The sequence below is a fragment of the Pararhizobium sp. genome (assembly GCF_965279435.1).
In the GTDB taxonomy this organism is placed as follows: Bacteria; Pseudomonadota; Alphaproteobacteria; order Rhizobiales; family Rhizobiaceae; genus Pararhizobium.
The window spans coordinates 714199-738976 of record NZ_CBDIHY010000002.1; the positions used below are offsets into that span (position 1 = coordinate 714199).

Annotated in this window: 25 protein-coding genes; 12 read left to right on the forward strand and 13 right to left on the reverse strand. The window is 58.8% G+C overall.

Going from position 1 to position 24778, the window contains the following annotated elements; all coding sequences use genetic code 11:
* Nucleotides 1–24 precede the first annotated feature (24 nt).
* Nucleotides 25–954, reverse strand: coding sequence for an ABC transporter permease (locus ACQY8Q_RS04805; RefSeq protein ID WP_428425564.1), 930 nt, complete (start codon nt 952–954; stop codon nt 25–27).
* A gap of 621 nt (nt 955–1575) precedes the next feature.
* Here ACQY8Q_RS04805 and ACQY8Q_RS04810 point away from each other — a divergent pair.
* From ACQY8Q_RS04810 to ACQY8Q_RS04830, 5 genes are read left to right on the forward strand one after another with little or no spacing between them, the layout of a single operon-like run.
* The gene (locus ACQY8Q_RS04810) at nt 1576–2400 is read left to right on the forward strand and encodes a transporter substrate-binding domain-containing protein (protein WP_428425184.1); all 825 of its coding nucleotides are present in this window, start codon (nt 1576–1578) and stop codon (nt 2398–2400) included.
* A gap of 56 nt (nt 2401–2456) precedes the next feature.
* Complete coding sequence (locus ACQY8Q_RS04815) at nt 2457–3737, forward strand: NAD(P)/FAD-dependent oxidoreductase (RefSeq protein WP_428425186.1); 1281 nt, start codon at nt 2457–2459, stop codon at nt 3735–3737.
* 21 nt (nt 3738–3758) lie between these two features.
* Nucleotides 3759–4730, forward strand: coding sequence for an amino acid ABC transporter permease (locus tag ACQY8Q_RS04820; RefSeq protein ID WP_428425188.1), 972 nt, complete (start codon nt 3759–3761; stop codon nt 4728–4730).
* A 43-nt stretch (nt 4731–4773) separates the two neighbouring features.
* On the forward strand, nt 4774–5604 hold the full coding sequence (locus ACQY8Q_RS04825; protein ID WP_428425566.1) for a DMT family transporter: 831 nt from the start codon (nt 4774–4776) through the stop codon (nt 5602–5604).
* A gap of 14 nt (nt 5605–5618) precedes the next feature.
* Complete coding sequence (locus ACQY8Q_RS04830; protein ID WP_428425190.1) at nt 5619–6371, forward strand: amino acid ABC transporter ATP-binding protein; 753 nt, start codon at nt 5619–5621, stop codon at nt 6369–6371.
* Nucleotides 6372–6439: 68 nt separating this feature from the next.
* On the opposite strand, the gene ACQY8Q_RS04835 is transcribed toward ACQY8Q_RS04830, so the two are convergent.
* Together ACQY8Q_RS04835 and ACQY8Q_RS04840 are read right to left on the reverse strand one after the other, a co-directional pair.
* Entirely contained in the window at nt 6440–7252 is an 813-nt protein-coding gene (locus tag ACQY8Q_RS04835; RefSeq protein WP_428425192.1) for a PfkB family carbohydrate kinase, read from the reverse strand.
* A 130-nt stretch (nt 7253–7382) separates the two neighbouring features.
* A complete protein-coding gene (locus ACQY8Q_RS04840; protein WP_428425194.1) occupies nt 7383–8396 on the reverse strand; it encodes an SIS domain-containing protein in 1014 nt (337 codons plus the stop codon).
* A 244-nt stretch (nt 8397–8640) separates the two neighbouring features.
* Between ACQY8Q_RS04840 and ACQY8Q_RS04845 the strand changes: the two genes are divergently transcribed.
* Nucleotides 8641–9372 carry a GntR family transcriptional regulator gene (locus tag ACQY8Q_RS04845; protein WP_428425196.1) on the forward strand — a complete coding sequence of 244 codons (732 nt, stop codon included), beginning with the start codon at nt 8641–8643 and terminating at the stop codon, nt 9370–9372.
* A gap of 240 nt (nt 9373–9612) precedes the next feature.
* Here the strand turns inward: ACQY8Q_RS04845 and ACQY8Q_RS04850 are convergent, their stop codons facing one another.
* The 7 genes from ACQY8Q_RS04850 to ACQY8Q_RS04880 form a co-directional block, all read right to left on the reverse strand.
* On the reverse strand, nt 9613–10143 hold the full coding sequence (locus ACQY8Q_RS04850; protein ID WP_428425198.1) for a chromate transporter: 531 nt from the start codon (nt 10141–10143) through the stop codon (nt 9613–9615).
* Nucleotides 10133–10711 (reverse strand): chromate transporter, encoded by a 579-nt coding sequence (locus ACQY8Q_RS04855; protein ID WP_428425200.1) that lies wholly within the window; start codon nt 10709–10711, stop codon nt 10133–10135. The genes ACQY8Q_RS04850 and ACQY8Q_RS04855 overlap by 11 nt, the downstream gene beginning before the upstream one ends.
* Nucleotides 10712–10717: 6 nt before the next feature.
* Nucleotides 10718–12352 carry an ABC transporter ATP-binding protein gene (locus ACQY8Q_RS04860; RefSeq protein ID WP_428425202.1) on the reverse strand — a complete coding sequence of 545 codons (1635 nt, stop codon included), beginning with the start codon at nt 12350–12352 and terminating at the stop codon, nt 10718–10720.
* Nucleotides 12345–13271 carry an ABC transporter permease gene (locus ACQY8Q_RS04865; RefSeq protein WP_428425204.1) on the reverse strand — a complete coding sequence of 309 codons (927 nt, stop codon included), beginning with the start codon at nt 13269–13271 and terminating at the stop codon, nt 12345–12347. The genes ACQY8Q_RS04860 and ACQY8Q_RS04865 overlap by 8 nt, the downstream gene beginning before the upstream one ends.
* A 1-nt stretch (nt 13272) precedes the next feature.
* A complete protein-coding gene (locus ACQY8Q_RS04870; protein ID WP_428425206.1) occupies nt 13273–14190 on the reverse strand; it encodes an ABC transporter permease in 918 nt (305 codons plus the stop codon).
* Between the two features lie 119 nt (nt 14191–14309).
* Nucleotides 14310–15824, reverse strand: a complete 1515-nt coding sequence (locus ACQY8Q_RS04875) for an ABC transporter substrate-binding protein (RefSeq protein ID WP_428425208.1) — start codon at nt 15822–15824, stop codon at nt 14310–14312.
* Nucleotides 15825–15860: 36 nt separating this feature from the next.
* Nucleotides 15861–16490 (reverse strand): RraA family protein, encoded by a 630-nt coding sequence (locus tag ACQY8Q_RS04880; protein WP_428425210.1) that lies wholly within the window; start codon nt 16488–16490, stop codon nt 15861–15863.
* Between the two features lie 118 nt (nt 16491–16608).
* Here ACQY8Q_RS04880 and ACQY8Q_RS04885 point away from each other — a divergent pair, with 118 nt between their 5' ends.
* Complete coding sequence (locus tag ACQY8Q_RS04885; RefSeq protein WP_428425212.1) at nt 16609–17511, forward strand: LysR family transcriptional regulator; 903 nt, start codon at nt 16609–16611, stop codon at nt 17509–17511.
* 364 nt (nt 17512–17875) lie between these two features.
* On the opposite strand, the gene ACQY8Q_RS04890 is transcribed toward ACQY8Q_RS04885, so the two are convergent.
* Genes ACQY8Q_RS04890 through ACQY8Q_RS04900 form a run of 3 tightly spaced genes read right to left on the reverse strand, consistent with a single transcriptional unit; the run spans nt 17876 to nt 19600 of the window.
* On the reverse strand, nt 17876–18223 hold the full coding sequence (locus ACQY8Q_RS04890; protein WP_428425214.1) for an STAS domain-containing protein: 348 nt from the start codon (nt 18221–18223) through the stop codon (nt 17876–17878).
* Nucleotides 18224–18233: 10 nt separating this feature from the next.
* The gene (locus tag ACQY8Q_RS04895; RefSeq protein WP_428425216.1) at nt 18234–18647 is read right to left on the reverse strand and encodes an ATP-binding protein; all 414 of its coding nucleotides are present in this window, start codon (nt 18645–18647) and stop codon (nt 18234–18236) included.
* A 35-nt stretch (nt 18648–18682) separates the two neighbouring features.
* Nucleotides 18683–19600, reverse strand: a complete 918-nt coding sequence (locus tag ACQY8Q_RS04900) for a PP2C family protein-serine/threonine phosphatase (protein ID WP_428425218.1) — start codon at nt 19598–19600, stop codon at nt 18683–18685.
* 322 nt (nt 19601–19922) lie between these two features.
* Between ACQY8Q_RS04900 and ACQY8Q_RS04905 the strand changes: the two genes are divergently transcribed.
* Genes ACQY8Q_RS04905 through ACQY8Q_RS04925 form a run of 5 tightly spaced genes read left to right on the forward strand, consistent with a single transcriptional unit; the run spans nt 19923 to nt 24778 of the window.
* On the forward strand, nt 19923–20303 hold the full coding sequence (locus ACQY8Q_RS04905; RefSeq protein WP_428425220.1) for a ubiquinone biosynthesis methyltransferase UbiE: 381 nt from the start codon (nt 19923–19925) through the stop codon (nt 20301–20303).
* A complete protein-coding gene (locus ACQY8Q_RS04910; protein ID WP_428425222.1) occupies nt 20303–21478 on the forward strand; it encodes a methyltransferase domain-containing protein in 1176 nt (391 codons plus the stop codon). The genes ACQY8Q_RS04905 and ACQY8Q_RS04910 overlap by 1 nt, the downstream gene beginning before the upstream one ends.
* Complete coding sequence (locus tag ACQY8Q_RS04915; protein ID WP_428425224.1) at nt 21475–23856, forward strand: SpoIIE family protein phosphatase; 2382 nt, start codon at nt 21475–21477, stop codon at nt 23854–23856. Before ACQY8Q_RS04910 ends, ACQY8Q_RS04915 begins: the two co-directional genes overlap by 4 nt.
* Before the next feature lie 6 nt (nt 23857–23862).
* Nucleotides 23863–24411 (forward strand): slr1658 superfamily regulator, encoded by a 549-nt coding sequence (locus ACQY8Q_RS04920; RefSeq protein ID WP_428425226.1) that lies wholly within the window; start codon nt 23863–23865, stop codon nt 24409–24411.
* 28 nt (nt 24412–24439) lie between these two features.
* Nucleotides 24440–24778, forward strand: coding sequence for a slr1659 superfamily regulator (locus ACQY8Q_RS04925; RefSeq protein ID WP_428425228.1), 339 nt, complete (start codon nt 24440–24442; stop codon nt 24776–24778).

Consider the following 24778-nt stretch of genomic DNA (forward strand, 5'->3'; position numbering starts at 1 on the left):
ATCGCGCAGGCGCCATGGTGTGGGTCAGCCGCGCAAGGCTTTGAACCAGGCTTTCGGGTCAAACCCCGATTGGGCGAGAAAGGCGAGAAGCAGGACACCCCAAGCGAGGTCGCGGAAGAAATTGGAGATGTCCATGAAATTGAAGAGGCTCGAGAGCATCTGCAGGGCCGTGGCCGACAGGACAACACAGGTCACCCGGCCATAGCCGCCTTCCGGACGGACACCGGCCATGACTGCGATCAGAATGGCAATGAGAACATAGGAGCTGCCGTAATCCCACTTCACGCTGGATGTCCGCGCGGCGATGACGATGCCGGCTATGGACGCAAGCAGGCCGCAGGCCGTGTAGGTCAGAAACAGAATGCGCTTTTCCGGAACGCCTGCAAAACGCGCCGCCTTGGCGTTGCTTCCCAAGAGCAGCAGGCGCAGGCCGAATGGGCTGAAACGCAGGACAACGCCGAGAACGAGGGCGACGATAAGGAAAAGGGCGAAACACTGTGGCACGCCCAGCATCGGCGTGTTGCCGAAGTTGTCGAGCGGCTCGACATAACCAAGGCTGACCGCAGAGCCATTGGTCAAAGCGACCGCAAGACCAGTGAAAAACAGCTGCGTGCCGAGCGTTGCAATGATCGGCGTGAGCCCGGCACGCGCCACCAGCAGGCCGTTGAGCATGCCCCCGGCAAGCCCGACCAGCAGCGCCACACCGGCGAAAGCCCAGCTGAACAACAGCGGCGCATCGTCCGCAGAAACGTGATCACGAACAACGATATAGGCAAAGACACCCGAAAGATTGGCGAGGGCGATACCCGAAAGGTCGATGCCGCCATTGCCCGAGATCATCGCCAGCATGACGCCGAGCGCCAGAAGACCAAGTTCCGGAACCTGGGAAGCCATGGACTGAAGATTATAGATATCGAGGAAACTTGCCCCCACGAGAACGCCGCCACCGACCATAACGGCAACATTGACGGTGGCCAGAAAGCCCAATTGGCGATCAACGCGAAACTGCAAGGCAAACTCCTCCACTTTTGGCAAGCCGCAGACCTCCACTACAGCACCCCGACAACACCTATCGGAAGGCTGCACATGACAAGCTTCAGGCAGATCCTCCAGACCCCACCCCGCAGCCACCAACACTTTCATGCCGGCAGTGACATTTGCCAAATAGAGTTGTGTATTGTCAAGGGAGAAGTTTTTATCACCTGTTTGCAGCCTTGAGCATACCGTGCGTAAGCGTAAGGTGCGGCCCTCCCGCTCTCGACGGGCGCCCGGCGGGAGAATTTTGCGGAAGATTGGTCTGCGCCACGTAGTTTAACCTGGGTTCGCACTATCAAATCCCTGCTGTACTTGGGGGATTTGAATCGCCACCGCAATTGCCGCCTCGTTAACGCTGCGAGGGCACTCCTTCGTGCGGCGCACAAATTGCTGCGCTGCTTACATTGTGACCCCCTCGCACATTCTTATCGTTATTTCTCATCAAGTCTGGAGAATGCGTTCATTGACATAAGCGCAAGTACGCCCAATAAAGGTTGTCTGACATCTTACAAAATGTCGCTGAACATGCTGGGAGGCACCATGAATTTTCTCACGAAGCTTATTGCCGGTACTGCGCTGCTGGCTGCCGCAAACTCTGCCTTTGCGGGCGAAACGCTTGACCGCGTGATGGAAAACAAAGCGATGGTTGTCGCGACCAACAGCAGCTGGCCGCCGCAGAGTTTTCTCGATGACAACAATGAAATGGTTGGTTTCGATATCGACGTATCCCGGGAGATCGCCAAGCGACTTGGCGTCGAGGTGAGCTTTCAGACGCCGGACTGGGCGACATTGACCGGCGGACGTTGGCAGGGGCGTTACGATATTGGCGTCGGTTCCGTCACTCCGACCAAGGCGCGTGCGCAGGTCATCGACTTTGCGGGTATCTATTACTACAGCCCGTACGTCTATGTGGTTCACAAAGACAGCGCCGCGAAGACGGTGGGCGATCTGAAGGGCAAGGTCATCGGCGTCGAGACGGCGACGACATCTGAAGATTTCGTCCGCCGCCAGCTGGAAATCGACGCACCCGGCTTGCCGCCGATCGAATACAAGCTGGAACCGGGCGAAATCCGCACATTTGCCGATTCGATGCTGCCTTTCGACGACCTGCGTCTCGGCGACGGTGTGCGTCTGGATGCGGTCATCGCGCCTGAGCAGACCGCCAAGAATGCGATCAAGAATGGCTATCCTTTGCGCATTCTCGATGACGGCTATGCCTTCCGCGAGCCGCTGGTTGTCATCGGCGAAAAGACCGATCCGGAATGGACTGCCAAGATCGGTGGTTTCATCGCCGACATGAAAAAGGACGGCACGCTCTCCGCCCTGACGACCAAATGGTATGGCAAGGATTACAGCGCCGACTGACCTTTTCAACAATGCCGGGCTTATGGCCCGGCATCTCCTCGCCAGATGAGCCTCACATGACCTATCCAGACACCTATTATCGCCGCACATTGGCGAACGCCGTCGAGCGCCCAACGCTTTCGAGCTCCGTCGATTGCGACACGGTCATCATCGGCGGTGGCCTCGCTGGCTTAACGACCGCTCTTCAGCTTGCCCGCGCTGGCCACGCTGTCGTCGTTCTCGAAGCCAGTAGCGTCGGCTTTGGAGCCTCGGGCCGGAACGGGGGCTTCGTCAGCCCCGGTTTTGCGACAGGCAACGACGCCATCGCTCGTGCTGCGGGACCCGATGCGGCCCGCAAGCTTCACCACCTTTCGATAGAAGGGGTTGATTTCATCCGTGACACGATCCGGGAGCTGGGCGTCGCTGATGCCAAAACCCAGGCCGGGATCATGAGCGTGACACGCTACGATGATGGCGCGAATTTGAAAGCCCACGCCGAGCATATGCGCAGAGACTATGGCTACGAGCTTGAGTTTCTGGGCGTAGATGCCGTTCGCAACCGCCTGAAGTCGAACCGCTATTTCCAGGCTCTCCGCGATCCGAAAGCGTTTCATATGCACCCGCTGAACTATCTGCGTGCGCTGGCAGCGGAGATCGAACGGCTGGGTGGCCACATCTACGAGAATTCACAGGTATTGCGCTGCACTCTCGCTGGCGCGCAAAAACTCGTTTCATGCCGCGATGGACAGGTCACCGCCCGTCAGATCGTCTTCACGACAGGCGGCTATACGTCTTCATTGGTCGGCAAGCTCGATCGCGCTTACCTGCCCATCGCCACCTACGTCATGCTGACGGAAGAAGCACCGGACCTCATACGCGAAGCGATCGTGACCCGTGACGCAATCGGCGATAACCGCCGCGCGGGCGATTATTACCGGCTCGTTGAGGACGGAAAACGTATTCTTTGGGGTGGCCGCATCACCACCCGGGCGGCCTCCCCCGCGGCACTTGCGGGCGAACTGCGCCGCGAGATGACCACCACCTATCCGCAGCTGAAAGACCTGAAAACCGAACTGGCCTGGTCCGGTCTCATGTCCTATGCCCGCCATCTCATGCCCCAGATCGGGGAAATGCAGCCTGGTGTGTGGCACTGCACGGCGTTCGGTGGTCACGGCCTCAACACCACGGCCATTGGCGGCAAGGTCGTTGCAGAAGGCATTCTTGGTCAATCGGAGCGCTACAAGCTCTTCAAACCGTTCGGCCTTGTCTGGGCGGGCGGTATCGCGGGCCTTGCGACGGCACAACTCACCTATTGGAAATTGCAGGCGCAGGACTGGTGGCGCGAGCGCGCGGCCTGATCAAACACGGCGGGGAAACCGATGCTTGGAAGACTGATACTCGACTATCCCACGGCAGCCCGCCGCATCGGGGTGCTGATTATTTTTGCGCTGGTTGCAGCAGCACTTTATGCGCTTGGAATAAGCTCCGCCTGGATCGGCAAGCTCTTTCCACCGGCCATCGACTGGCTCAAGGACAACAAGCAGCTGGGGCGCGCGCTCTCAGCAATTGCCATTGCCCTGATCATCGCATTCAACTGGAAACTGCTCCAGCTTTTGCCGCGCCGGCAACAGATCGTGACGGTCTGGATCGAGTTGTTCGTCCTGCTGATGCTGTTCTTCTACTCGTTCGACCTCTCCCTCTCCTTCATCGCCCGCAAGATCGGTTTCATGATCTCGCAAGGGGTTGTCACAACGCTCTACATTTCTGCCATCTCGATTGCGATTGCCACCGTCATCGCTCTGGCGGGCGCCATGGCAAAACTCTCGAAGAACGGTGTGGTCTACGGTCTTGCCACTTTCTACACGTCCTTGTTCCGCGGCCTGCCGCTTCTGATGCAGATCTACATTATCTATCTCGGTCTGCCGCAGGTCGGCTATGTTATCAGCGCAGTTCCCGCAGGCATCCTGGCGTTGTCGCTATGCTACGGCGCCTATATGACGGAGATTTTCCGCGCCGGTATCGAGAGCATCTCGCGGGGCCAGACAGAAGGCGCGACCGCGCTGGGCCTCAGCCCCAATCAGACGATGTTCCTCGTCATTCTACCGCAGGCAATGCGGGTGATTGTCCCGCCGACCGGCAATCAGTTCATCGCGATGCTGAAGGACTCATCGCTGGTATCCGTCGTTGGCGTCTGGGAAATTATGTATCTCGCCCGCACTCAGGGTCAGACGGAGTTTCGGCATATCGAAATGCTGATCACGGCCTCGATGATCTACTGGGTGCTGTCGATGGGCCTTGAATTTCTGCAGTCGCGCATCGAGGCGCATTTCGGCCGTTTCAATGCCCGCTGATCCGACTGTCCTGACTGCCGGAATAAGCCCGACGCGGGCGAACATGCAGGCGGCGGCAATCGTCTTATGTGCGTTCGCCTTGTTTTCCGGAACAGATGTTATTGTAAAGCTCCTGACCGAGCGGTTTGCGGTTCCGCAGGTGACATTCATGGTCACTGCCGCAGCGTTCATCTTTGTCGTGGGAACCGCAATGGTCACCGGGCCCGGGCAGGCGCTTTGGCCACGTTATCCCGCTCTGGCCTTGGTGCGTGCAGCACTGCTCGCCGCCGATACGCTGCTGATCCACTATGCCTTCGCCGCGCTTCCCTTGGCAGAGGCCTATGTGCTGGCTTTCCTGTCACCGGTGCTCGTCGCCGTCCTTTCCTTTGCCCTGCTCGGCGAGCGGCTGTCGCGGGTGGCCTGGATCGGCGTATTCCTTGCCTTTTCCGGCGTGATCGTCGCATTGAAACCCGGCATCGCACCGATGAACATCGGACATGCAGCCGCAATCGGTTCGGCTCTGCTGTTTGCATTTTCGCTGGTGCTTTTGCGCCGAACGCAAACGAATGAGTCCGACACGGCGCTGGTGGCGACCCTGCTCGTGGTTCTAGGCCTGCTCTCGTTCGGGGTTACGCTTGCCGGCGGTGGTTTCGCAGCTGTTGCAATGGGCGATATCGTCCTCGTGATTGCGGCCGGTCTGATGCTCTTCCGCGGCCACGCGCTTTTGGTGCGCGCTTTCCGCACCGGTGAAGCGTCGGTCGTTGCACCCTTTCAATATAGCCAGATCATTTGGGGATGCCTGTACGGCGCACTGGTATTTGGCGCACCGGTCGAAATCCACACACTCGCCGGCGCTGCGATTATCATCGCCTCAGGCTGGCTGGTCCTAAAATAAGCGGAGGAATTTCCATGCTGCAACCATCCAAACCCGAGATCGAGATCGCGTTGTCTGGAGTGAACAAATGGTACGGATCGTACCATGCGCTCGCAGACATCAACCTGGAGATCGCCAAGAAGGAACGGATCGTGATCTGCGGCCCCTCCGGTTCGGGAAAATCCACGTTGATCCGCTGTATCAATCGGCTTGAGGTGCACCAAGAGGGCACCATCACTGTCGGTGGCATTGTGTTGAACGAAGACGAAGAAAACATCAAAGAGGTGCGCCGCGAAGTCGGCATGGTGTTTCAGCACTTCAATCTCTTTCCGCATCTGACCGTTCTGCAAAACTGCATTCTTGCACCCGTATGGGTACGCAAGCTGAGTAAGCCCAAGGCAACCGAAATCGCCATGCATTTCCTCGAGCGGGTGCGCATTCCCGAGCAGGCCGATAAATTTCCGGGACAGCTGTCCGGTGGTCAACAACAGCGTGTCGCAATCGCCCGTGCGCTCTGCATGAGCCCCAGGGTCATGCTGTTTGACGAACCGACCTCAGCACTCGATCCGGAGATGGTCAAGGAAGTGCTGGATACGATGGTGTCGCTTGCCCAAGAGGGTATGACGATGATCTGCGTTACCCATGAGATGGGCTTTGCCCGCCAGGTCGCCGACCGGGTGATCTTCATGGATCAAGGCCGCGTGGTGGAAGAGGCTCCCCCCACCGAATTCTTCGACAACCCGCAGAATGAACGCAGCCGGCTTTTCCTAAGCCAGATCCTGCACTGATCAGCTGATACGAAAAAGGGACTGGCAGTGCTCCGCCGGTCCCTTTTTTGAATGCATCGCGCCATGCCTCAGAGTGATTGCGGTTCCTGCGGAAAACCGCCGAAATGGCCGCATGTCCGCGCGGCGCATTGGCGGCCCGAGGCGAGGCTGGCTTGGAGGTTTCCGCCAGAAACGTAAGCATGCAGGAAACCGGCAATGAAGCTGTCGCCTGCTCCCGTCGTATCGATGACATCGACGGGTGTGATGCCGGTCTCGGCATGTTCCCTGCCCGCCAACACCGCCGATCCTTCACCTCCGCGCGTGACAACCGCGAGCTTGGCGCCGTTTGCAATATATCCTTGCATCATCGCTTCTGCCTTCTGGCGATCCTCGCCGGCTGAACCGAAGGCGATCCGAAGCCCTTCGACACCAAGATGGATGGGGTCGTTGTTGACAGAGAGATCCTGCGAGACGCTGGCGCCGGTACCGGCAACCCTGCGACGGACGAGGCCGCCATCGGCTATCCAGCCAACGTGCACATGGTCCATGCCGATGAGAGCCGCGAAATCCGCCTCGCTCGGTATGTAGTCTGCGCACACGCCAAACTCCTCGAAAGCGAAGATGCGGTCGCCGTTCTCGGTAATGTCGATATTCGTATAGGCGGTTTCGCCCGGCAGCACCTGCAGGTAATCGACGCGCACGCCCTTCGAGACGAGCAAATCGCGGGTACGCTCGCCATCCGCATCGCGGCCAACAGCGCCGAAATAATAGGTTTCATGGCCGAGCAGCGCGAGCTGGACGGCGACATTGATGGCATTGCCGCCGATAAGCGATTGCCCGACAGGCGGCTGGAAACGATCGACGCAATTATCGCCAACGGCGGCGAAGCGGAGACGGGACATGGGACCTCGAATGCTCTTTCACAACGAAAGCGCCGCGACTGTCGTTGCGACTGTCGCGGCCCGAATGGCAGCACCCGACAATCTCAAAGACGTCCGGGTGCTACCGATTTGTCATCATGCCGATGGCGACTTAGTAGGCAACCCGCTTATAGTAACGTCGCGTGGTGAGCGGATGATTACGCAGGACTTCGAGATGGGCGCTGATGCGCTCAAGCGCCGTTGCCAGCAGGATTGGCGAGATCAGACCACGCACCTCTTGCGAGATGCCCGGCAGTTCAAAGCCGGCGGTATCCAGTACCGTCAGCTTGTCGGTGTAGCTCGGCGCGAAACTTTCCACACGATCGGCAACCGGACGGCACTCATCCTCACCCTTGAACAGGATGACGCTTACCCCCTTCTCGACCAGTTCGAGCGTGCCGTGAAAGAAATCGGAGGCGTGGACCGGACGTGTCCGGATCCACTGCATCTCTTCAAGAATACACATGCCGTAATAGAAGGCTTCCGGCCAGACGTTTCCCGCGCCGGTAACGATATGATAGTCAGAGGCAGCGAGGACCTTGGCAAACCCTTCCGCCTTGTCTTCATAGGCGCGCTTCACGTCAAGCAAGAGCTTGGGAAGGGTCTGCAACTCTGCGACGATCTGCTGGTGACTGGCGATCTCGCCGTGGTGATTCATGATCGACAGAGCGATGAACAGCGACTGAAGATAAAAGGATTCACACGACGTATCGTCTGCGGCAAAATTCACGAATACATGGTCGCCGCCCTTGCCGAGAGGCGTTTCTTCATGGCCGACAAGGGTGAGCACAGTCGCTCCGGTTTGCTTGATCTTTGCCAGCAGAGCAACGCTCTCCGTGGTCGTGCCGGACAATGACGGCATGACAACAATGGATTTCTTCGTGAGATTGACTGAGCCGGTGATGAGGAGTTCGGCGGTCAGGTCGATAAAGGACGGGAAGCGCGATTTGCGCTGCAACAACTGGTAAGCTGGTTGCATGAGGATGGCAGCCCCCCCGGTTCCCAGGAAGAAGACATTGTCGGCACCGGCAGCCAGGCAGCCCGAGATCACATCATCGAAGCGCTTTGCAAGGCTGGCGGCGCCGGACTGGATGCGCAGGAATCTCTCTTCGTCAAAATTCAGCATGGAAAACTCTCTGTTGTCATGATCATGGCTGCCCGTGATCGCCTCTGCACCTTGTCAAGCTTGACAATGTTGTAAGACAACTGACATCCTGATTTCCTGCTGTCAAGCGCCCCACCAGCTTCTTTGTCTGACGATGCGTAAAGTGCCTTTCCAACGGTCGCTTGCATGCCCCGTGGCCCGTGCTTGACCTTTGCGTATTTGTCAGACAAGGAGATGGAAATCTTTTGAACACGTGAGGAATGCCTTGGACGAACCCATTCGCGATACGCGCACCCTGGTCATCCAGCTTCGCGATCGCATTGCCGATCTGATCCGGGACGAAGATCTTCAGCCCGGTGACAAGCTGCCGACAGAAGCGCAACTGACTGCCCGCTTCAAGATTTCGCGCCCGGCCTTGCGCGAAGCCCTAAAGCTGCTCGAGCAGGATGATATTATTTATGTCGAGCACGGGCGCGGCCGCTTCATATCGGCGATTTCTGCGGTCCAGGTCGTTCGCCCTATCACCGTATTCGAAAGCGTCACCGACATGGCGCGCCATTATGGCTACAAGCCTCAGAACAAGGTTCTGTCGATCTCCGAAGAAGCGCCCGACGCGACCATTGCCCAGCAATTGCGCCTTGATGCCGGCGAGCGCGTCATCCGCATTGAGCGTCTTCGGCTGGAGAACGATACGCCGATCATGTACTGTCTCGATTACGTGCCGCGCAGCATCGTGCCTGCGCGCCTCTATGATATAGACTGGAGTGGTTCGCTTTTGTCGCTGCTTGAACAGCACAAGCAGCGGCCGCGCATGTCGGCTGCAGCCGTGACCGCCGTGATGCTTCCGGACGATGTGGTGGAACGCAACGACCTTCGGGATTTCGGCCCTGCCCTGCTGATCACCGAAACCTGTTTCAATGCTGTCGGCATACCCGTCATCTACGCGATCGACTATCACCGCGGCAGCCATTTTTCCTTCAGTCTCGTGCGCAAATAGCCGCCACAGGCGTCGTCCGCTGATTTGAAACCCGTCGCCTCTCGAGAAGGGGCGTCTTCTCGTACCCGAACCACCGCCCAGCTGCGAAGCTGCACGAGGGAAGGGCAGGTGCTGCGGTCGCCGCCTGCCCACATCTGTGGATCCAGTGATGCCATGAAGCTGGACTTCATGCCGGCAAAAAAATCATCGTTACGTGCAGAGGGATCATGTACCCTGATATGGCAGGGTCCACTGCGCCGCTCAGAATTTATAGATCATGAGCGATACGAACCCACCGAGCAGGATTATGGCGAGCGTCGGGACACGAGGGGAAAAAACGAGAGTGCCGGCTGCTGCAAACGCTATTGCCACTGCCACCCAGGTTGCCATCAAACCGAAGATGGAAATCACCCCGGCGATGATCAATCCGGTTCCTACCGGTGCCAGGCCTTCCCGCACAGCCCGGTGCCAGCGCTTTTCGCGATGGGCGTTCGACCACCGGAAGACGCCGTAGCAGAGTAGTGACGACGGCACGAACAGGGCGAGCGAGGCAATGATTGCGCCCGCCCAACCGGCCACCTTCCAGCCAACGAGGGTCGCAAGCATGACGCCGGGGCCGGGTGCCGCCCGCGAAATTGCGAACAGCTCCAGAAATTCCCGTGAACTCAGCCAGCCACGCGCCGTCACCACCTGGTTTTCCATACCGGAGATGATGCTGGCGCCGCCGCCGATCGAAATCAGTGAAAACGGCACGAAGACCATGATCAGGCCGATCAAAGGATCATCCCGCATCCGGGCCGCCCTTCCGTTTCCAGCGCAAGGCGACGCTAACAGGGGCGACGCAGGCGACCACCGCCAGGAGTGGCCACTTCAACAGCCCCACAGTCACCGCGACTACGGCCACCACAACCAAACCGGACAGATGCCGGGACGCGCGGCGCAGACCGTGCCAGCCGATGACGACGAGAAGACCTGTGGCGGCTGCGGCTACGCCCGCCAGCGCCGCCTGCAAGGGGCCGGCGTCGGTGATGCGATCGATGATGGCGCTGAGGCCGATGACGGCGAAAAAAGGACCGACGAGAAAGCCGAAGGCGCCGGCGAACGCCCCTGCGGGTCCGCGCAGCTGCTCGCCCATGCAGACGACGAGATTGATGACATTGGCACCCGGCAGCATCTGTGAAATCGCCAGGCTGCTGGCAAAATCATCCGCATCGATCCACCTGTGCCGCTCGACGAACTCGCGGTACAGCCAACCCGATAGGCCGCCACCAAAACTCAATAAGCCGATCTTCAGGCAGACGAGAAACAGCGCCGTCAGCGACGCCGGTTCAAGGGGCAGACGCTGAGGATCCTCTGTCATTCCAGCTCAGGCTGCATCAGGGACATGGACCACGCTCGCGGACAACAGCCGCTTGGTGTAGTCGTGCTGCGGGTTGGTATAGACGCTGAGGGTCGGCCCCTGCTCGACGATCTGGCCGCGATACATGACGATCACCGAGGTGGCGAAATCCCTGACAAGCGCCAGGTCATGGGCGATGAAGATATAGGACAGCCCGAAATCACGCCGCAGTGTTTTCAGGAGATCAATGACCTGCGCCTGAATGGACACATCGAGCGCCGACACCGCTTCATCGCAGACGATGACCTCCGGCTGCAGTGCCAGGGCGCGGGCAATGGCGATGCGCTGGCGCTGGCCGCCGGAAAACTGATGCGGATGCCGGTCGATATGATCCGCCTTCATGCCGACGCGTTCCAGAAGTTCGATGACGCGGCCGCGCCACTGGTTTTTCGGCAGGACGTCGGAATGGATCGCCCAGGGCTCGGAGACGATCTGGCCGATGGTCATGCGGGGATTGAGCGACGCGGTCGGATCCTGAAAGACAAACTGCATCCGCCGCCGCACCTTGAAGGTCTCGGCCGCCGACATGGCATTGAGATCCTTGCCGTCAAACCGGATGGTCCCGACGGTCGGCTGGTCGAGCCCCAGAAGCATGCGCGCCAACGTCGATTTTCCCGATCCGGATTCGCCGACGATACCCAGCGTTTCACCGCTATGCAGCACAAAGCTTGCATCATCGACCGCCCGCACCGCGTTGGGAGCCACATCCAGCACCTTGCTGGGAAGAACACCATAGATACGCGAAACCCGGTCCACTTCCAGAAGCGGACGGGCAGTTCTGTCCGTTAGCCCAGCCTGCGGATCGAAACCACGGCGGCCCGGCATCGCGTCCAGAAGCTTGCGTGTATAAGGATGCTCCGGCGCGTTCATGATGGCGGCTGCCGTACCGCTTTCGACGACGCGCCCGTTCTGCATCACCACGACGCGATCCGCGACCTGTTCGACGACGCCGAGATCGTGGGTGATCAGCACCATGCCCATGCCGCTTTCGGCCTGCAGGGATTTGAGAAGACGAAGCACCTGCGCCTGGACGGTGACGTCAAGCGCGCTGGTCGGCTCGTCGGCGATCAAAAGGTCCGGCTCCAGCGCGATCGCCGACGCGATCATGATGCGTTGCCGCTGCCCGCCGGAAAACTGATGCGGATATTGCTGCGCGCGCCGCTCCGGATCGTCGATGCCGACCTTGCGGAGCAGATCGATGACACGGGCGTAAGCCGTCTTCCTATCGACGCCGTGGACCCGCAATGTTTCGGCAATCTGCCATCCGACGGGATAGACCGGGTTGAGCGCTGCCAGCGGATCCTGGAAGATCATCGAAATGTTCTTGCCATTGATCTGGCGCCGTTCCGCACGCGGCTTCTTCAGAAGGTCCTGGCCGCGATAGAGGATCTGCCCGCTGGAAATCACCGCCGGTGGTGCATCCACCAGGTCGAGCACCGCCGAAGCGCTGACGCTCTTTCCGGATCCGCTTTCGCCCAAGATTGCCAGCGTTTCACCCGGATTGACCGACCAACTGACATCGTTGACGGCGTGAACCACGCCGCCGCGGCTCGGGAAATCGATGCTCAGGTTGCGGATGTCGAGAAGTGGCTGATCAGTCATGTCTGCCCACCGTGGTCTGGAGGCGCCAGCGTTCGACCGGATCGGTCACGACGCGGAGCCAGTTGGAAAGAAGGTTGAGTGCCATGGTCACCAGCATGATGGCGACGCCCGGCCAGAAGGCCAGCCACCAGGCTGAGCCCAGATAGTTGCGGCCATCGGCGACCATCAACCCCCAGGTGACTTCCGGTGGCTGGATACCGATGCCCAGGAAACTCAGGCCCGATTCGACCAGCATCACGAAGGCGATTTCAAGCGCCGCCAGATTGATCACCGTCGGCAACACCATTGGCGCTATATGCCGGAGAAGAATGCGGTCGGTCCTTGCCCCCATTGCGCGGGCTGCCGTTACGAACATTCGCTCCTTGATTTCCAGCACTTCCGCACGAACGGTGCGCAGGAAAATAGGGATGCGGGAGATGGCCAGGACGAAGATGACGTTGGTGACGCCCGGATCGAAGACGAACAGCACGATCACCGCGAGCAGCATCGACGGAAAACTCATGATCGCATCGGCAAGCCGCAACAAGAGGGCACTGACCCAGCCGCCCTTGTAGCCGGCGATCAGCCCGAACAGGCCGCCGATGACCATCGACAGACAGACGGCGCTGGCGGCGATCACCATGGTGTTCTGGCTGGCGACGATGATGCGGGCCAAAAGGCTTCTGCCCAGTGCATCGGCCCCGAGAAAGAACATCCATCCCTTGTCGATCGAGAACGGCGGGGCATTGCGCGCCATCAGGTTGACCGCACGCGCCTTGTCGGCCAGCAGCCAGGGGCCGAACAGCACGCAGGCGAGCACGATCAGAAGCAGGATTGCCGATAGCGTCGCCACCTTGTCGCGCCACAAGAGGCCGATGGCTTCCCTGAAGCCCGAGGAAGGGACGGACGTTTGGAGTTTGAGCGAGATGGGTGTGGTCATCTCAGCTGTACCGGATGCGCGGATCGACGAGGGCATAGGTGATATCCACGATGATGTTGATGATGAACACGGCAAGCGCCGTGACGAGGACGGCTGCCTGAATGACGGCGAAGTCGCGCAGCATGACCGAATCGATCATCAGCTTGCCGATGCCGGGGAAGCCGAACACCGTCTCAACGATGACAGCGCCATTGACGATGCCGGCGGCCTGGTCGCTGGCAACGGTGATCACCGGCAGCAGCCCGTTTCTGAGCGCATGGACAAAGACGATCGCCCGCGACCCAACGCCCTTGGCGCGGGCCGTCTTGATATAGGCAGACGACAGGGCGGTCATCATCGAGGTGCGCACGACCTGAACCAGCACACCCGTCGGGCGAAGCATCAGCACGCCGACGGGCAACACCCAGTGCAGCGGCGTTCCGGTTCCGGACGTCGGCAAAACCCTGAGCGTCACGGCAAAGACGAGCACGCCGACGATCGCCACCCAGAAATTGGGCGTGCTGGCGCCGATCAGCGAGATAAAGCTGGCGAAGCGGTCGAACACACCACCCGGTCGATAAGCTGCGAGCGAACCGGTGATGATGGAAAGCAGCAGCACCAGCGGCATCGTGATCGCGGCGAGCGTCAGCGTGGTTGGAAATGCCTTCAGAACGACATCGACGGCAGGGCGGGAAAACTGCAGCGACTGCCCCATGTCGAAGTGCAGCAGACCCCAGAAAAACCGGCCGAACTGGACATAGAGCGGATCGTTGAAGCCGAGCTGCTCGTTGAACTGGTTGCGGACCTCCAGCGATGCATCCTGCGGCAGGTAGAGATCTGCCGGTGAGCCGGTCATCCTGGCCAGGAAGAACACCAGGATGATGAGAACAACGAGCGAAAAGACGCTCTGCAACGACCGCTTGAAGATGAAAGAACCCATATCAGCCTCCTCCGCCGGATGTGGATTGAGCGTTTGCTTGGCTGCAGGTAAACCGCAACAGGGCAAGCGCGTATCGGGACAGGCGGCGGATGCAGACGCACCCGCTACCTTGGATCAGTTCAGTTCAATTTGAGCTTTGCGAGCTGCAATTCGACCGCATTGGCAATTGTCGGCGTGAAATCCAGGCGCTTGCCGACCCGCATATAGTTGACCATATGAAAAAGCGGTACATCGGCGACGATATCTTCGTAAATACGACGGAAGACCTCGTTGTACTGCTCGGCTCGCTTGGCACCGGCCTGTGTGCCTGCATCGACGATCAGGGCATCCAGGTCGGCGTCATGCAGTTCGCTCTGGCGGCCTTTGGAATGGTACTTGAAGAACGCCGTGAAGGCCGCATCGCCGCTGTTGTTGTCGTGCATCGTCAGGAAGATGTTGGGCTGACGATCCTCGGCGAAGGGCTTGTTGGCTATTTTCAGCCATTGCGTCATCTCGAGATTGTCGAGCTTGATGTTGAAGCCGACGCTGCGCAGCATTTCGGCTGCCGCTTCGACGAACTCGTTGCTGTTGGCAAACATTGCCGGCCGGCCGATCATGCGGATTTCGCGGCCTACATCGACGCCGTCGGCCTTGGCCTCCGCCAAAAGCGCCTTGGCCTGCTCCGGATCGTAGGGCCAGGGCTTCAGATTTGCATTGAAGCCGAGAACGCTGGGGCCGACCTGCTGCATGGCAAGTTCGGCTTTGTCGCTGATGATGCTGCCAAGAAAAGCCTGACGATCGATCGCGAGATTGATCGCCTTGCGGACACGAACATCGTTCAGCGGTGGCACATCTACGGAAAGGCGGAACATGGCGCTATCGGAGTTCGGATAGACCTTGTCGGTTTCCGGATTGGTCGCATCCTGCGGCGCGATCGAAAACGCCAGATCCGCCTCGCCGGTCTCGACCATAGCGGCTGCGACGGACGATTCGCTGCGCCAGACATAGGTCGCCTTGTCGATCACCGGCTTGTCACCCCAATAGGTATCGCTGCGAGCGAGAACGACATTCTCGCCCTGCGTCCAGTGATCGAACTTGTAGGGGCCGGTGCCAATCGGCGTGGCGGTATATTCGCCCTTCGGTGTGTTCACCGATGAAATCGCCAACTGGGCAAGCAGCGTCGGCAAGATTGGCACCGCCGTCTTGGTGGTGAATTTCACAGTATGCGCATCGACTTCCGTCGCCTTCACATCGGTGCCGTCGAGATATTTGGTCCGGGTGATGCAGGTCAGCGCCGGATCGCTTGTCCGCTCCAGCGAATGAATGACGGCCTTGGCATCGAACGGCGTGCCGTCATGAAAGGTCACTCCTTGCCTCAGCTTGAAGACCCATTCCGTCGGCGCCGTCTGCTCCCAGCTCTCGGCCAGACGCGGCAGGGTGGTGCGATTGGCGTAGTCGAGCTCAACGAGCGTCTCGACGACATTCTGCTTTATGATGCGGCCGATCACCGATCGTGGTGTCTCGCAGGGGTCGAGCCGGTCGGGACCGGCGGGCAGCACGATGGTCACCGCGGTGGCATCCTGTGCCCTTGCGGGAATAAGCGGGACGATCAGTGTGGCCGAAACGGCCAGCAGCATGGGTTTCCAGAAATTCAACGACGTTCTCCTCATTGTCGGTAGAATTTTGCGTATTCAGGCCTTGACCAGGTGCAGCCGCGCTTCCTTGAACTTGGCTATCTTCAAACGCTCCCGCTCCTCCTGGGCGCGTATGCCGGGCAGAATAGTTTCGGCTGTCTGCGGCGACAGTGCGACGATGCCGTCCTCGTCACCAACAACGAGATCACCGGGATGAACGACCAGTCCGCCGATGCTGACCGGGACATTGATCGATCCCGGACCATTCTTGTAGGGACCCTTGTGGGTGATGCCGCGGGCATAGCATGGCAGCTCGGATGCCCGGATCGCCGCCACATCGCGGATCGCACCGTCGATGACAAAGCCGGCGACGCCGATTGATTCCGCGTGCGTCAGGATGATTTCGCCGATCAGCGCCTGGCTGATGTCACCGCCGCCATCGACGACGATGACATCGCCGCGCCGGGCAACCTTGAGCGCGGCGTGAATGGCAAGGTTGTCGCCGTGGCGGGTCTTCACCGTCAATGCGGTCCCGATGAGCTGACCACCCTTGTGATAGGGCAGGATGCCGGTGGCGCCCGGCAAACGCGCCATGTTATCGCTGATGATCGACGTGGCGACGCCACGAAATTCGGATAGCAACCCTTGGGCGACCGGCTCAGCGGCTGCATTTTCTTCGACTGACATTGGTCCTCCTTGGCAGCCATCTCCTCGGCTGCTCAACTCCACCGCAAGATTACGCTTGCACAATTGAGCAAAAAAGCGATATTTTCTACTGAGTTTAAATCACTTTTGTTCATCCATCATGTTCACGCTGAAACAAATGGAAGCCCTGTACTGGGTCGCGACGCTGGGCAGCTTCGAGGCTGCTGGGTCTTATCTGAATGTGACGCAATCGACGATTTCCAAACGGATTGGCGAGCTTGAAAGCCGGTTTTCGGCTCCATTGTTCGATCGCTCGAGCCGCCAGTCGGTGCTGACCAGCAAGGGGCAGGATATCAAGGACATCGCCGAGCAGATGCTGCGGCTGAATGACCGGCTGACGCTGACCGCGCGCACATCGAATGCGCCACCTTTCCGTTTCCGGCTCGGGGTCACCGATCTGGTTGCCCTGTCATGGCTACCGCAATTGCTGGCAACGATCATCGAGAAACATCCGGGCATAACGTTGGAACCCGAGATCGATTTGACTACAGGCCTTCTCGACCGCCTGACCGAACGCAAGATCGACTTCGTGATTTGCCCGCGCATGACCCAGCACCCGCAATTCGTCAATATGAGGCTCGGGGAAATTGAGCTGGTCTGGATGTGCAGTCCGAAATTCTACAAAGGCAACGAGGTACTGACCAAAGAAGAGATGCTGCGCTATCCGCTCCTGATACAATCGGCAGGGTCAATGCTGCGGCCTATCCTTCACGATGTGATCGACAACCCCCGCCTGCCCTTCGGCAAGACGATTTCCTGTAACAATATGGCAGCCTTGGCCGAGTTGGCAGCCTATGGCCTTGGTATCACGATCCTGCCGAAGGCGTTCTTCAGCCGTTATGTCGACGACGGCCGCCTTCACATCATGAAATCCGAATTTGAGCTGCCGAAACTCGAGTATTTCATCACCTATCGGAATGACTATAACGGCGCATTCTTTGAAGAAATAGCCGAAATCAGCCGTAATCTGTGTGATTTTACAAAGGATTTGACTAACAGCTAACGTGAAATCGTTTGGATAGACACAAACGGCCGCCGATTCACGTGGTGACCTAGACATCAACGTCCGGGGTATCGGCCTCAAACTTGTTGATCAGCGAGGTGATGCCGCATTCGCCGACCGCCTTGAAAACGGCGGAGACGGAACCATAATCCGGTGACCGCCTCGGCAAGGCTATCGCCGACAGAGGTGCCCAAGTCGCCGCCCTCTCGTATAAGGTTAATAAATCCACGGTTATCACAACTTATGATTGTGAATTTGTTTCGGCCGAACTGCCCGCAAACCGCAAGGCGGAGACAACCTGAAATCGCGATTCAGCATGCCCTCGCCCTGTATCCAGAGCGACAGCGACGTGCCCCGCCACCAGCTACGTAAAACTCTCGTTTAGGCTGACCTTCGCCTGTTCAATAGTATCCACGATGACGAAAAGCGCGGTGAAGCCGCTGATGTCGAATACGTCCTGAACGGCGGGTTGCACGGCTGCGAGCACCAGCTTTCGCTTGGCAGCGCGGCTGGCCTTGGCGGTCTTGAGCATCACGCGCAATCCTGCCGAACTGACATAGTCGAGGCGGGCCAAGTCCATGATGAGCGCACCATGGGCGCGTATGTCTGGCCCGGCGAGAGCCTCCTCAAGTTGGCTGGCCGTGTTGCCGTCAAGCCGACCGGACACGGACACGATCATCGTCGCCCCGTCTATGCGCTGCGAGATCTCCATAGCTAACCCTCTATTCCAAATAGCCTTTTGAAAAACCAACATGATTGCGACCGCCACGGCGGCTGTAACACAAATCTTGCATCATGGTCCGCAAGAAATGAACCCCAAGCCCACCGATCTGACGTCCTTCCAGATCCGCATCAAGGTCAGGCTCGGGGGCAGCGAGCGGATTGAAGGCTCTGCCATCATCACTCAGATCGATCTTGATTACGCCGTCCAATGCCGCCATCGCCAGCGTAACCGGCGTTCCGGCTGTCGGACTGTCCAGGTACCCATATGAAACAATATTGGTGAACAGTTCCTCAATCACCAGGGTCAGCTGCATAACCGTTTTATCTGGCACATCATGTTCATCGCAGAAGGCCTCGACTGCGGATGTCAGCCGATCGAGTTCTACCATGTCTACCGCGAGATCGATCATCATTCGCATACCTCTCGCTTCCTGGGGCTTGTTCGAGATCAGAACTGCAACCGTAACAGTGAGAAATCGTCCGGCAACGGTCCGCCGTCCCCGAATGTCAGGACCCATCGCAAAATAGCATCGGGATCGTCGCATTCCTGTGCGGCATAGGAAGCAAGCTCGGCTATTCCAAGCATTTGCGCGCCGTCACCGCTGACTTCAAACGTACCGTCGCTCAAGACCAGGAGACGGTCACCCGGTTCGATCAGGATATCTTCGGACCTGTATGTCACACCCTCGATAGCGCCGATGGCCATTCCTCCGGGTGTTGCCAGCAGGCGGGTGTGAACGGTACCGCCTGCATCGGTCCGCAGGTGAACAGCCGGCGGATGCCCGCCAGTCGAATAGCGCAACCGCCGGTTTGGATAATCGTACACGCCATACCATATCGTGAAGAACATGTCGTTCTGCCTCTCCATCGGAAAGGCGTCATTGAGGGCTGCAAGAACCCTTGGCGGGTCGCGGAAATCGGCAGCGGTTAAGGCCGCATTGCGCAGCACATTCACAACCGTCGCCGACAGCAGCGCTGCGCCAACGCCATGACCGCAGACGTCTATAAGGTAAATGGCGAGATGATCCTCATCGATCGCATGATAGCCAAAGGAATCACCGCCCAGTTCGGTCGATGGCACAAACTGCCAATCGGTCGCGGGATCGGCGGCACGTGGCGCTGGCAGGAGCGACGTGACATAGCGCGCCGCATCCTCCAATTCTGCCTCCAGCCGTCGCTGTGCCGTGCGCAGCGCCAAGTTGCTCTCCGTGAGCTGATCTTCCACCGCCTCTCCGTGTTCAATGAGGGCCTCGTAAAGCAGTGTCAGGTCGTCATGTTCGGCCCGGAGCGCCGCCAGTTCGGCGCGCAGAAAATCCAGTTCTAAAGCACTATCAGCCGCTCCGGTGGCGTGTTCAGCAGGAGGCATCGCCGACCTTTCCATTGACTAAATTAGGAGGAAATAATTTTGGAAATACAACGAATTATCGCATGAAGTCTGTCAAAATTATTAAGGAACTTATCATAGCGTCTGCCATCATTGCCTCGCGACGTAACGCCTCCCGGAGGATGCCTGCGTGACACGACGAAGGCAGCTTTAGTCACGCCTACTCCGGAAGGGGGCCCGGATGCCAAGCACACCGTCAGCGCGCGTACAAGATTTCGAACCGTTGATGCGGATCGATATGGATATCGCACTTTTCACTTCGGACTGGGCCTATTGCGACCGCGTCTCATCCTATGTCGCACGCATGATCAGCCACGACAGAGGCGATTCCCTTCGATACGGGAACCTTTTTTCGTCCGCACTGAACGAATTGCTTGAAACTGTCTTCCGCGTCCACGGCCCCTTCGGGGCTTTTTCCTGCGCCGTTTACCGGATGCAAGGCTGCGATCGCATTGAACTGACGCTGCCGGCGGACGCGCAGGCGCGCGCTTTTTACAAAAACACGACCAATAGCCTCGATGCCGAGCGCTATCAGACAGCCCTGTTTGCGCCCGGCGCGATCGAACCGGCAATCGGCCTTCTCGAACTCGCCATCGACTATCAAGCAAAAATCCGGGTTGAAGATGCAGGTGGCGATACGCTCCGGCTGGTCACGGAACTTGTACTGGAAGGGGAGCGGGACTAATGGCCGGATTGCCGCAAAAGGGTTTCGAAGTCAGCTTCGATGAAAACAATCAGGAATTTTCCATCGTCGGGTCGATGCGGCCCGAACGGACGGAAGATCTTGCTGATTGCATCAAACTTTTCCAGACCTCGGCCCGCTCTGTGCGCGGCACGCTCTATGTCAATGTCAAACGTCTCGTGCGGTTGAACAATATCGCGTTTCGCGTTCTTGCCGACCTCATGGTGGTGGCTTGCGCCGATCATTCCGGCCTCCGCATCTCCGTCATCACCTCCAGCGTTGTCGGCTGGTCGACGCGCAAGTTTTCCAGTCTGAGGGCGGTCAACGACAACATCCAGGTCGAACAATACGACGCCGACTTTTACCCCGGGCAGTCCTTTGTCGAAGACAGCGACATTATCGCGCTCCTGCGCACGCAGACGAAACTAACCTGGCGTCACGAACGGGACCTCCTGCCGAAGCACGGTCTCAAAGCCGGTATGCAGGTGGCCGACATCTGTTGCGGCATCGGTGATTTTGCGGTTCTTCTGAGCAAGGAATTTGAACCGTCGCGGTTGGTTGCACTCGACCATTCCAAGCCAAGCCTTGCCTATGCGCGTACAGTCGCCAGCGACTTCGGTATCGGCGGCATCGAGTACATTTACGGCGATGCCGCCGAGATGCTTCTGGAGGACGACCAGTTCGATTTCGTCACCTGCCGCCATTCGCTGCAGATCTTCGACCGGCCGGAACGGATACTCAAGGAGCTGTTTCGTATCTGCAAGCCCGGCGGACGGGTCTATGTTACCAACGAGAAGAATTCCCATTGCCTCGGCGAGCCCCGTGGCGAAAGCATCCAATGGACCTATAACGAGGTCGCCCGGATGCTGGCGCATTTCAACCATGACATCGAGATTGGCCCCAAGAGCCGCCGCCTGATGCTGGACACCGGCTTTTCCGAGGTCCGCATGGAATCCTTCATGGTCACCAACATGGACGGCGATCCGCAGGATTTCGCCGATATCATCACGGCTTGGCGCGATCTCTTCGCCGGCAAGATGACGCAGCTTCGCGGCGACGATGAAGCCTTCGTCAGCCGCTTCCGCCAGGGCTTCGACGACCATATCTTCGCCGCACTGCATGCCAAGGGCTATGCCGGCTGGCCGATCTGGGTAGCTTCTGGAACCAAGCCACTATGACCGCAGCCGATATCGGCGATATCGGCGCTGCGCCCGGCCGTTTTTCGCTGCGCAGTTTTCGTGCCAAGTTCATCCTGGTGGTTGGCGCGGCCTTGCTGTTCGACTTTTTGCTGTCGGGCGGTATTGCCATCTTTAACGTGCAGCGCCTATCGCGCGACGTGGCGGCGCAGGTCGGCGAAGGCCTGACCAGCGCCAACGAGGAATTCTTGCGCACCTATATCGAAACGACAGCGCAGCGGGCCGACCTGCTGCTTGAGGGCGTGCATTCCCAACTCGAAACCCTGGCGGGCGTCACGCAGTTCATGCTGGACAATCCCGCGACCAGCGAACGTGTCGGCAATGCGCTGCTGGCGGATCCCGCCCTGTCGAGCGCACTGCAATACAATGCCACCGCCGGCTGGGCACAGAACGGCGCCGGTGCGCCGTCCGCCGTCAGCGTCTGGGGATATTTGTTGGACGAGAAAGGTGTGCCCAAGCCGGCCGCACAGGCGGCGATCCGTGATAGCGCCATCCTCGAGCTTCTCGGTCCTGCTTTGATGGCAACCGGGTCGCCGAAACTGCAGCTCTACTACATCGGACCGAAGGACGCCTCCATCACGCGCTCGGTGCCTTATTCGAACCAGGCAAGCACCCTGGACGACATCTATCCAGGACATAACAAAGGCCCAAGCTTTTGGGACTTCTTCTTCCCCGGCATCTACGAGGGCTGGCAATCCTGGCTCGTCAATCCGTCTGCCCGGCCGACGGATACGGACATCGTGGCTACGATGCCCTATATCGACTCTACCTCGGGCAGCATGGTTGTCAGCTATTTCGACGCGCTCTATACGCCTGACCGCAAGGCAGTCGCCGGAGGCGTGGCCGTCGATCTCACACTCGACCAGCTGGTGAACCTCGTCGAGAGCGTCAACATCGGCGAGACGGGTTTCGGCTTTCTCACCACATCGAGCGGCAACGTGCTGGCGACCAATGCACTCGGCGAGCGTACACTTGGGCTCTCCGTCAGCGACGTCGGTGGCCAGGGCGTGACTGGCGTCGCCCGTTCGCTGCGCGGCAGCAGCCAGACCGCGATTTCCGGGCTGGAACTGCCTCGCGGGGGAGACACTGTGCTCCGTCATATTTTCCTTGATGAGAAGGGCGAGCAGGTTCCTTATCTGGTCGTGCTCAAGCAGTTGGCACCAAACAATCTCTGGGATGGCAGCAAGATCGTCGCCGAGACGATGACGTTGGGATTTGTTGTCTCCGAACGCGACATCTATCACTCGCTGATTTCCGCCCAGGCAAATATTTCCGCCGCGACGCGCGGGATCGTCAACTACCAGCTCCTCATGGTGCTCGCCAGCCTGCTCGTCGTCTTGGCGGCAGTCTATGCTATTTCCGGCCGGATCACCGCAGGGCTCAGGCAGCTTGCCGAAGCCGCCCACCGCTTGCAAGCTAAGGACTATACGGTGCGGGTGAACATTCCGTCGCGCGACGAGGTGGGCGCGGTAGGTGTTGCCTTCAACCGAATGGCCGAGGAAATCAGATACCACACCGCAAACCTCGAAAACCTTGTTGCAGAACGCACACGCGAACTGGAAAAAGCCAATGGAGCAATCAACGCTCTCAATGCACGGCTTGAAAGCGAGAACACCCGGCTGGGCTCGGAACTCGATATCGCTCGCAAAATCCAGATGATGGTACTGCCACGGCCCGAAGAACTCAGCACCGTGCCCCGACTCGATATCGCCGGCTACATGGCACCGGCTGACGAGGTGGGCGGCGACTATTACGACGTGCTGCAAAACGGAACCAACGTGAAGATCGGCATCGGCGATGTGACCGGGCACGGCCTGGAGAGTGGTGTACTGATGCTGATGGTGCAATCCGTCGCGCGGGCACTGCAGGAACAAGGCAGGGCGGACCCGCGCGAATTTCTCGAGGTCCTCAACCGGGCGATCTACAAGAACGTCGAACGCACCCGCACGGAAAAGCACCTTTCGCTTGCCTTCCTTGACTATTCCGATGGGCATATCACGCTTTCCGGCCAGCACGAGGAAGTCCTGATTGTTCGGGCGAACGGAGATGTCGAGCGGATCGACACGATGGATCTCGGTTTCCCGATCGGACTTGAGAGCGAGATCGGCGCATTCATCGACACTCGGGATATCGACATCGCCAACGGGGACATCATTGTCCTGCATACGGACGGGGTTACAGAGGCTGAAGCGCCGGGCGGTGAACTGTTTGGTTTCGACCGGCTTTGCAAAAGCGCGCATCGCCATCGCCATGGTCGAGCCGAAGAGATTAAGGCGGCCATCATCGGAGACCTCATGGCATTCATCGACACCCAGAAGATCCACGACGACATCACACTCGTCGTCATGAAGCACAAGTAGGCCGATATGCAGCAGAGCTTTGGAACGATTGAACTCCGCAACAGCACGTCAGCATCAAACAACTTCATCCGGCTGGTCGATGGAACAATTGGCCTCGGGTGGCATCACTGCGCCGCGACCTCGGATTTTCTCGGCGAATTCTTCGCCTTGCAGCGGATGCCGAATAGCGACCAATACATCGAGGTGCGTCACAGCATCGGCTATCTCGTTAATGAACTGCTGGAAAATGCCGTCAAGTTCCGTCAGCCCGGCGATATTGTCATTGAAAGTTCGCTGGAAGGTGGACGGTTCGAAATCCGTGTCGCAAACCGCGTCTCTGCCGATGTAGCCGAACGCTTTCAAAAGACGCTGGAGGATATGACCTCTCGCGATCCCGGCGAGTTGTTGATAGAGCGGCTGGAGGCGAACGCGGCGGATTCGTCATCGACGTCATCAGGGCTCGGTATTTTGACGTTGATGAACGACTATGAAGCTGAAATGCGCTGGGTGTTCCGCCTGGCGGATGATGGCACAGGCGTCGAGCTCGAAACTGCAGCCGCCCTCAACCTTTTCTGACCACTCCCTTTTATTGGATCGAATGCTTATGGAACACAAGACCAGCGACTGCCGAGTTTGGACCGATGGGCTGACCATCCATTACGAGGGCACGATGCGCCTTTCAGGCACAGAAGCTTACCAGCCCATTATGGACCTGATGAATGAGCTTCTCGATGCGGGCGCAGGCCCGATCGTGCTGGACCTTTCCGGCCTCGAATTCCTGAACAGTTCCGGCATCAATCTCTTGGCGAAGTTCACCATCGAAGTGCGCAAACGCGGCGATATCGGCCTCGTCGTCAAGGGATCGACCCGTGTGCCGTGGCAGTCGAAATCACTGCCGAACCTGAAAAAGCTCTATCCCGCTTTGGAGCTGGATATTCGCTAA

What these genes read in the sequence shown, in the direction of transcription:
- ACQY8Q_RS04910 (WP_428425222.1), top strand. Translation starts at nt 20,303, where the DNA reads ATGGCCGGATTGCCGCAAAAGGGTTTCGAAGTCAGCTTCGATGAAAAC.
- ACQY8Q_RS04840 (WP_428425194.1), bottom strand. Translation starts at nt 8,396, where the DNA reads ATGCTGAATTTTGACGAAGAGAGATTCCTGCGCATCCAGTCCGGCGCC.
- ACQY8Q_RS04810 (WP_428425184.1), top strand. Translation starts at nt 1,576, where the DNA reads ATGAATTTTCTCACGAAGCTTATTGCCGGTACTGCGCTGCTGGCTGCC.
- ACQY8Q_RS04855 (WP_428425200.1), bottom strand. Translation starts at nt 10,711, where the DNA reads ATGACAGAGGATCCTCAGCGTCTGCCCCTTGAACCGGCGTCGCTGACG.
- ACQY8Q_RS04920 (WP_428425226.1), top strand. Translation starts at nt 23,863, where the DNA reads ATGCAGCAGAGCTTTGGAACGATTGAACTCCGCAACAGCACGTCAGCA.
- ACQY8Q_RS04895 (WP_428425216.1), bottom strand. Translation starts at nt 18,647, where the DNA reads ATGATGATCGATCTCGCGGTAGACATGGTAGAACTCGATCGGCTGACA.
- ACQY8Q_RS04880 (WP_428425210.1), bottom strand. Translation starts at nt 16,490, where the DNA reads ATGTCAGTCGAAGAAAATGCAGCCGCTGAGCCGGTCGCCCAAGGGTTG.
- ACQY8Q_RS04830 (WP_428425190.1), top strand. Translation starts at nt 5,619, where the DNA reads ATGCTGCAACCATCCAAACCCGAGATCGAGATCGCGTTGTCTGGAGTG.
- ACQY8Q_RS04905 (WP_428425220.1), top strand. Translation starts at nt 19,923, where the DNA reads ATGATCAGCCACGACAGAGGCGATTCCCTTCGATACGGGAACCTTTTT.
- ACQY8Q_RS04900 (WP_428425218.1), bottom strand. Translation starts at nt 19,600, where the DNA reads ATGCCTCCTGCTGAACACGCCACCGGAGCGGCTGATAGTGCTTTAGAA.
- ACQY8Q_RS04825 (WP_428425566.1), top strand. Translation starts at nt 4,774, where the DNA reads ATGCAGGCGGCGGCAATCGTCTTATGTGCGTTCGCCTTGTTTTCCGGA.
- ACQY8Q_RS04835 (WP_428425192.1), bottom strand. Translation starts at nt 7,252, where the DNA reads ATGTCCCGTCTCCGCTTCGCCGCCGTTGGCGATAATTGCGTCGATCGT.
- ACQY8Q_RS04860 (WP_428425202.1), bottom strand. Translation starts at nt 12,352, where the DNA reads ATGACTGATCAGCCACTTCTCGACATCCGCAACCTGAGCATCGATTTC.
- ACQY8Q_RS04890 (WP_428425214.1), bottom strand. Translation starts at nt 18,223, where the DNA reads ATGGAGATCTCGCAGCGCATAGACGGGGCGACGATGATCGTGTCCGTG.
- ACQY8Q_RS04885 (WP_428425212.1), top strand. Translation starts at nt 16,609, where the DNA reads ATGTTCACGCTGAAACAAATGGAAGCCCTGTACTGGGTCGCGACGCTG.
- ACQY8Q_RS04820 (WP_428425188.1), top strand. Translation starts at nt 3,759, where the DNA reads ATGCTTGGAAGACTGATACTCGACTATCCCACGGCAGCCCGCCGCATC.
- ACQY8Q_RS04865 (WP_428425204.1), bottom strand. Translation starts at nt 13,271, where the DNA reads ATGACCACACCCATCTCGCTCAAACTCCAAACGTCCGTCCCTTCCTCG.
- ACQY8Q_RS04915 (WP_428425224.1), top strand. Translation starts at nt 21,475, where the DNA reads ATGACCGCAGCCGATATCGGCGATATCGGCGCTGCGCCCGGCCGTTTT.
- ACQY8Q_RS04925 (WP_428425228.1), top strand. Translation starts at nt 24,440, where the DNA reads ATGGAACACAAGACCAGCGACTGCCGAGTTTGGACCGATGGGCTGACC.
- ACQY8Q_RS04870 (WP_428425206.1), bottom strand. Translation starts at nt 14,190, where the DNA reads ATGGGTTCTTTCATCTTCAAGCGGTCGTTGCAGAGCGTCTTTTCGCTC.
- ACQY8Q_RS04805 (WP_428425564.1), bottom strand. Translation starts at nt 954, where the DNA reads ATGGTCGGTGGCGGCGTTCTCGTGGGGGCAAGTTTCCTCGATATCTAT.
- ACQY8Q_RS04850 (WP_428425198.1), bottom strand. Translation starts at nt 10,143, where the DNA reads ATGCGGGATGATCCTTTGATCGGCCTGATCATGGTCTTCGTGCCGTTT.
- ACQY8Q_RS04815 (WP_428425186.1), top strand. Translation starts at nt 2,457, where the DNA reads ATGACCTATCCAGACACCTATTATCGCCGCACATTGGCGAACGCCGTC.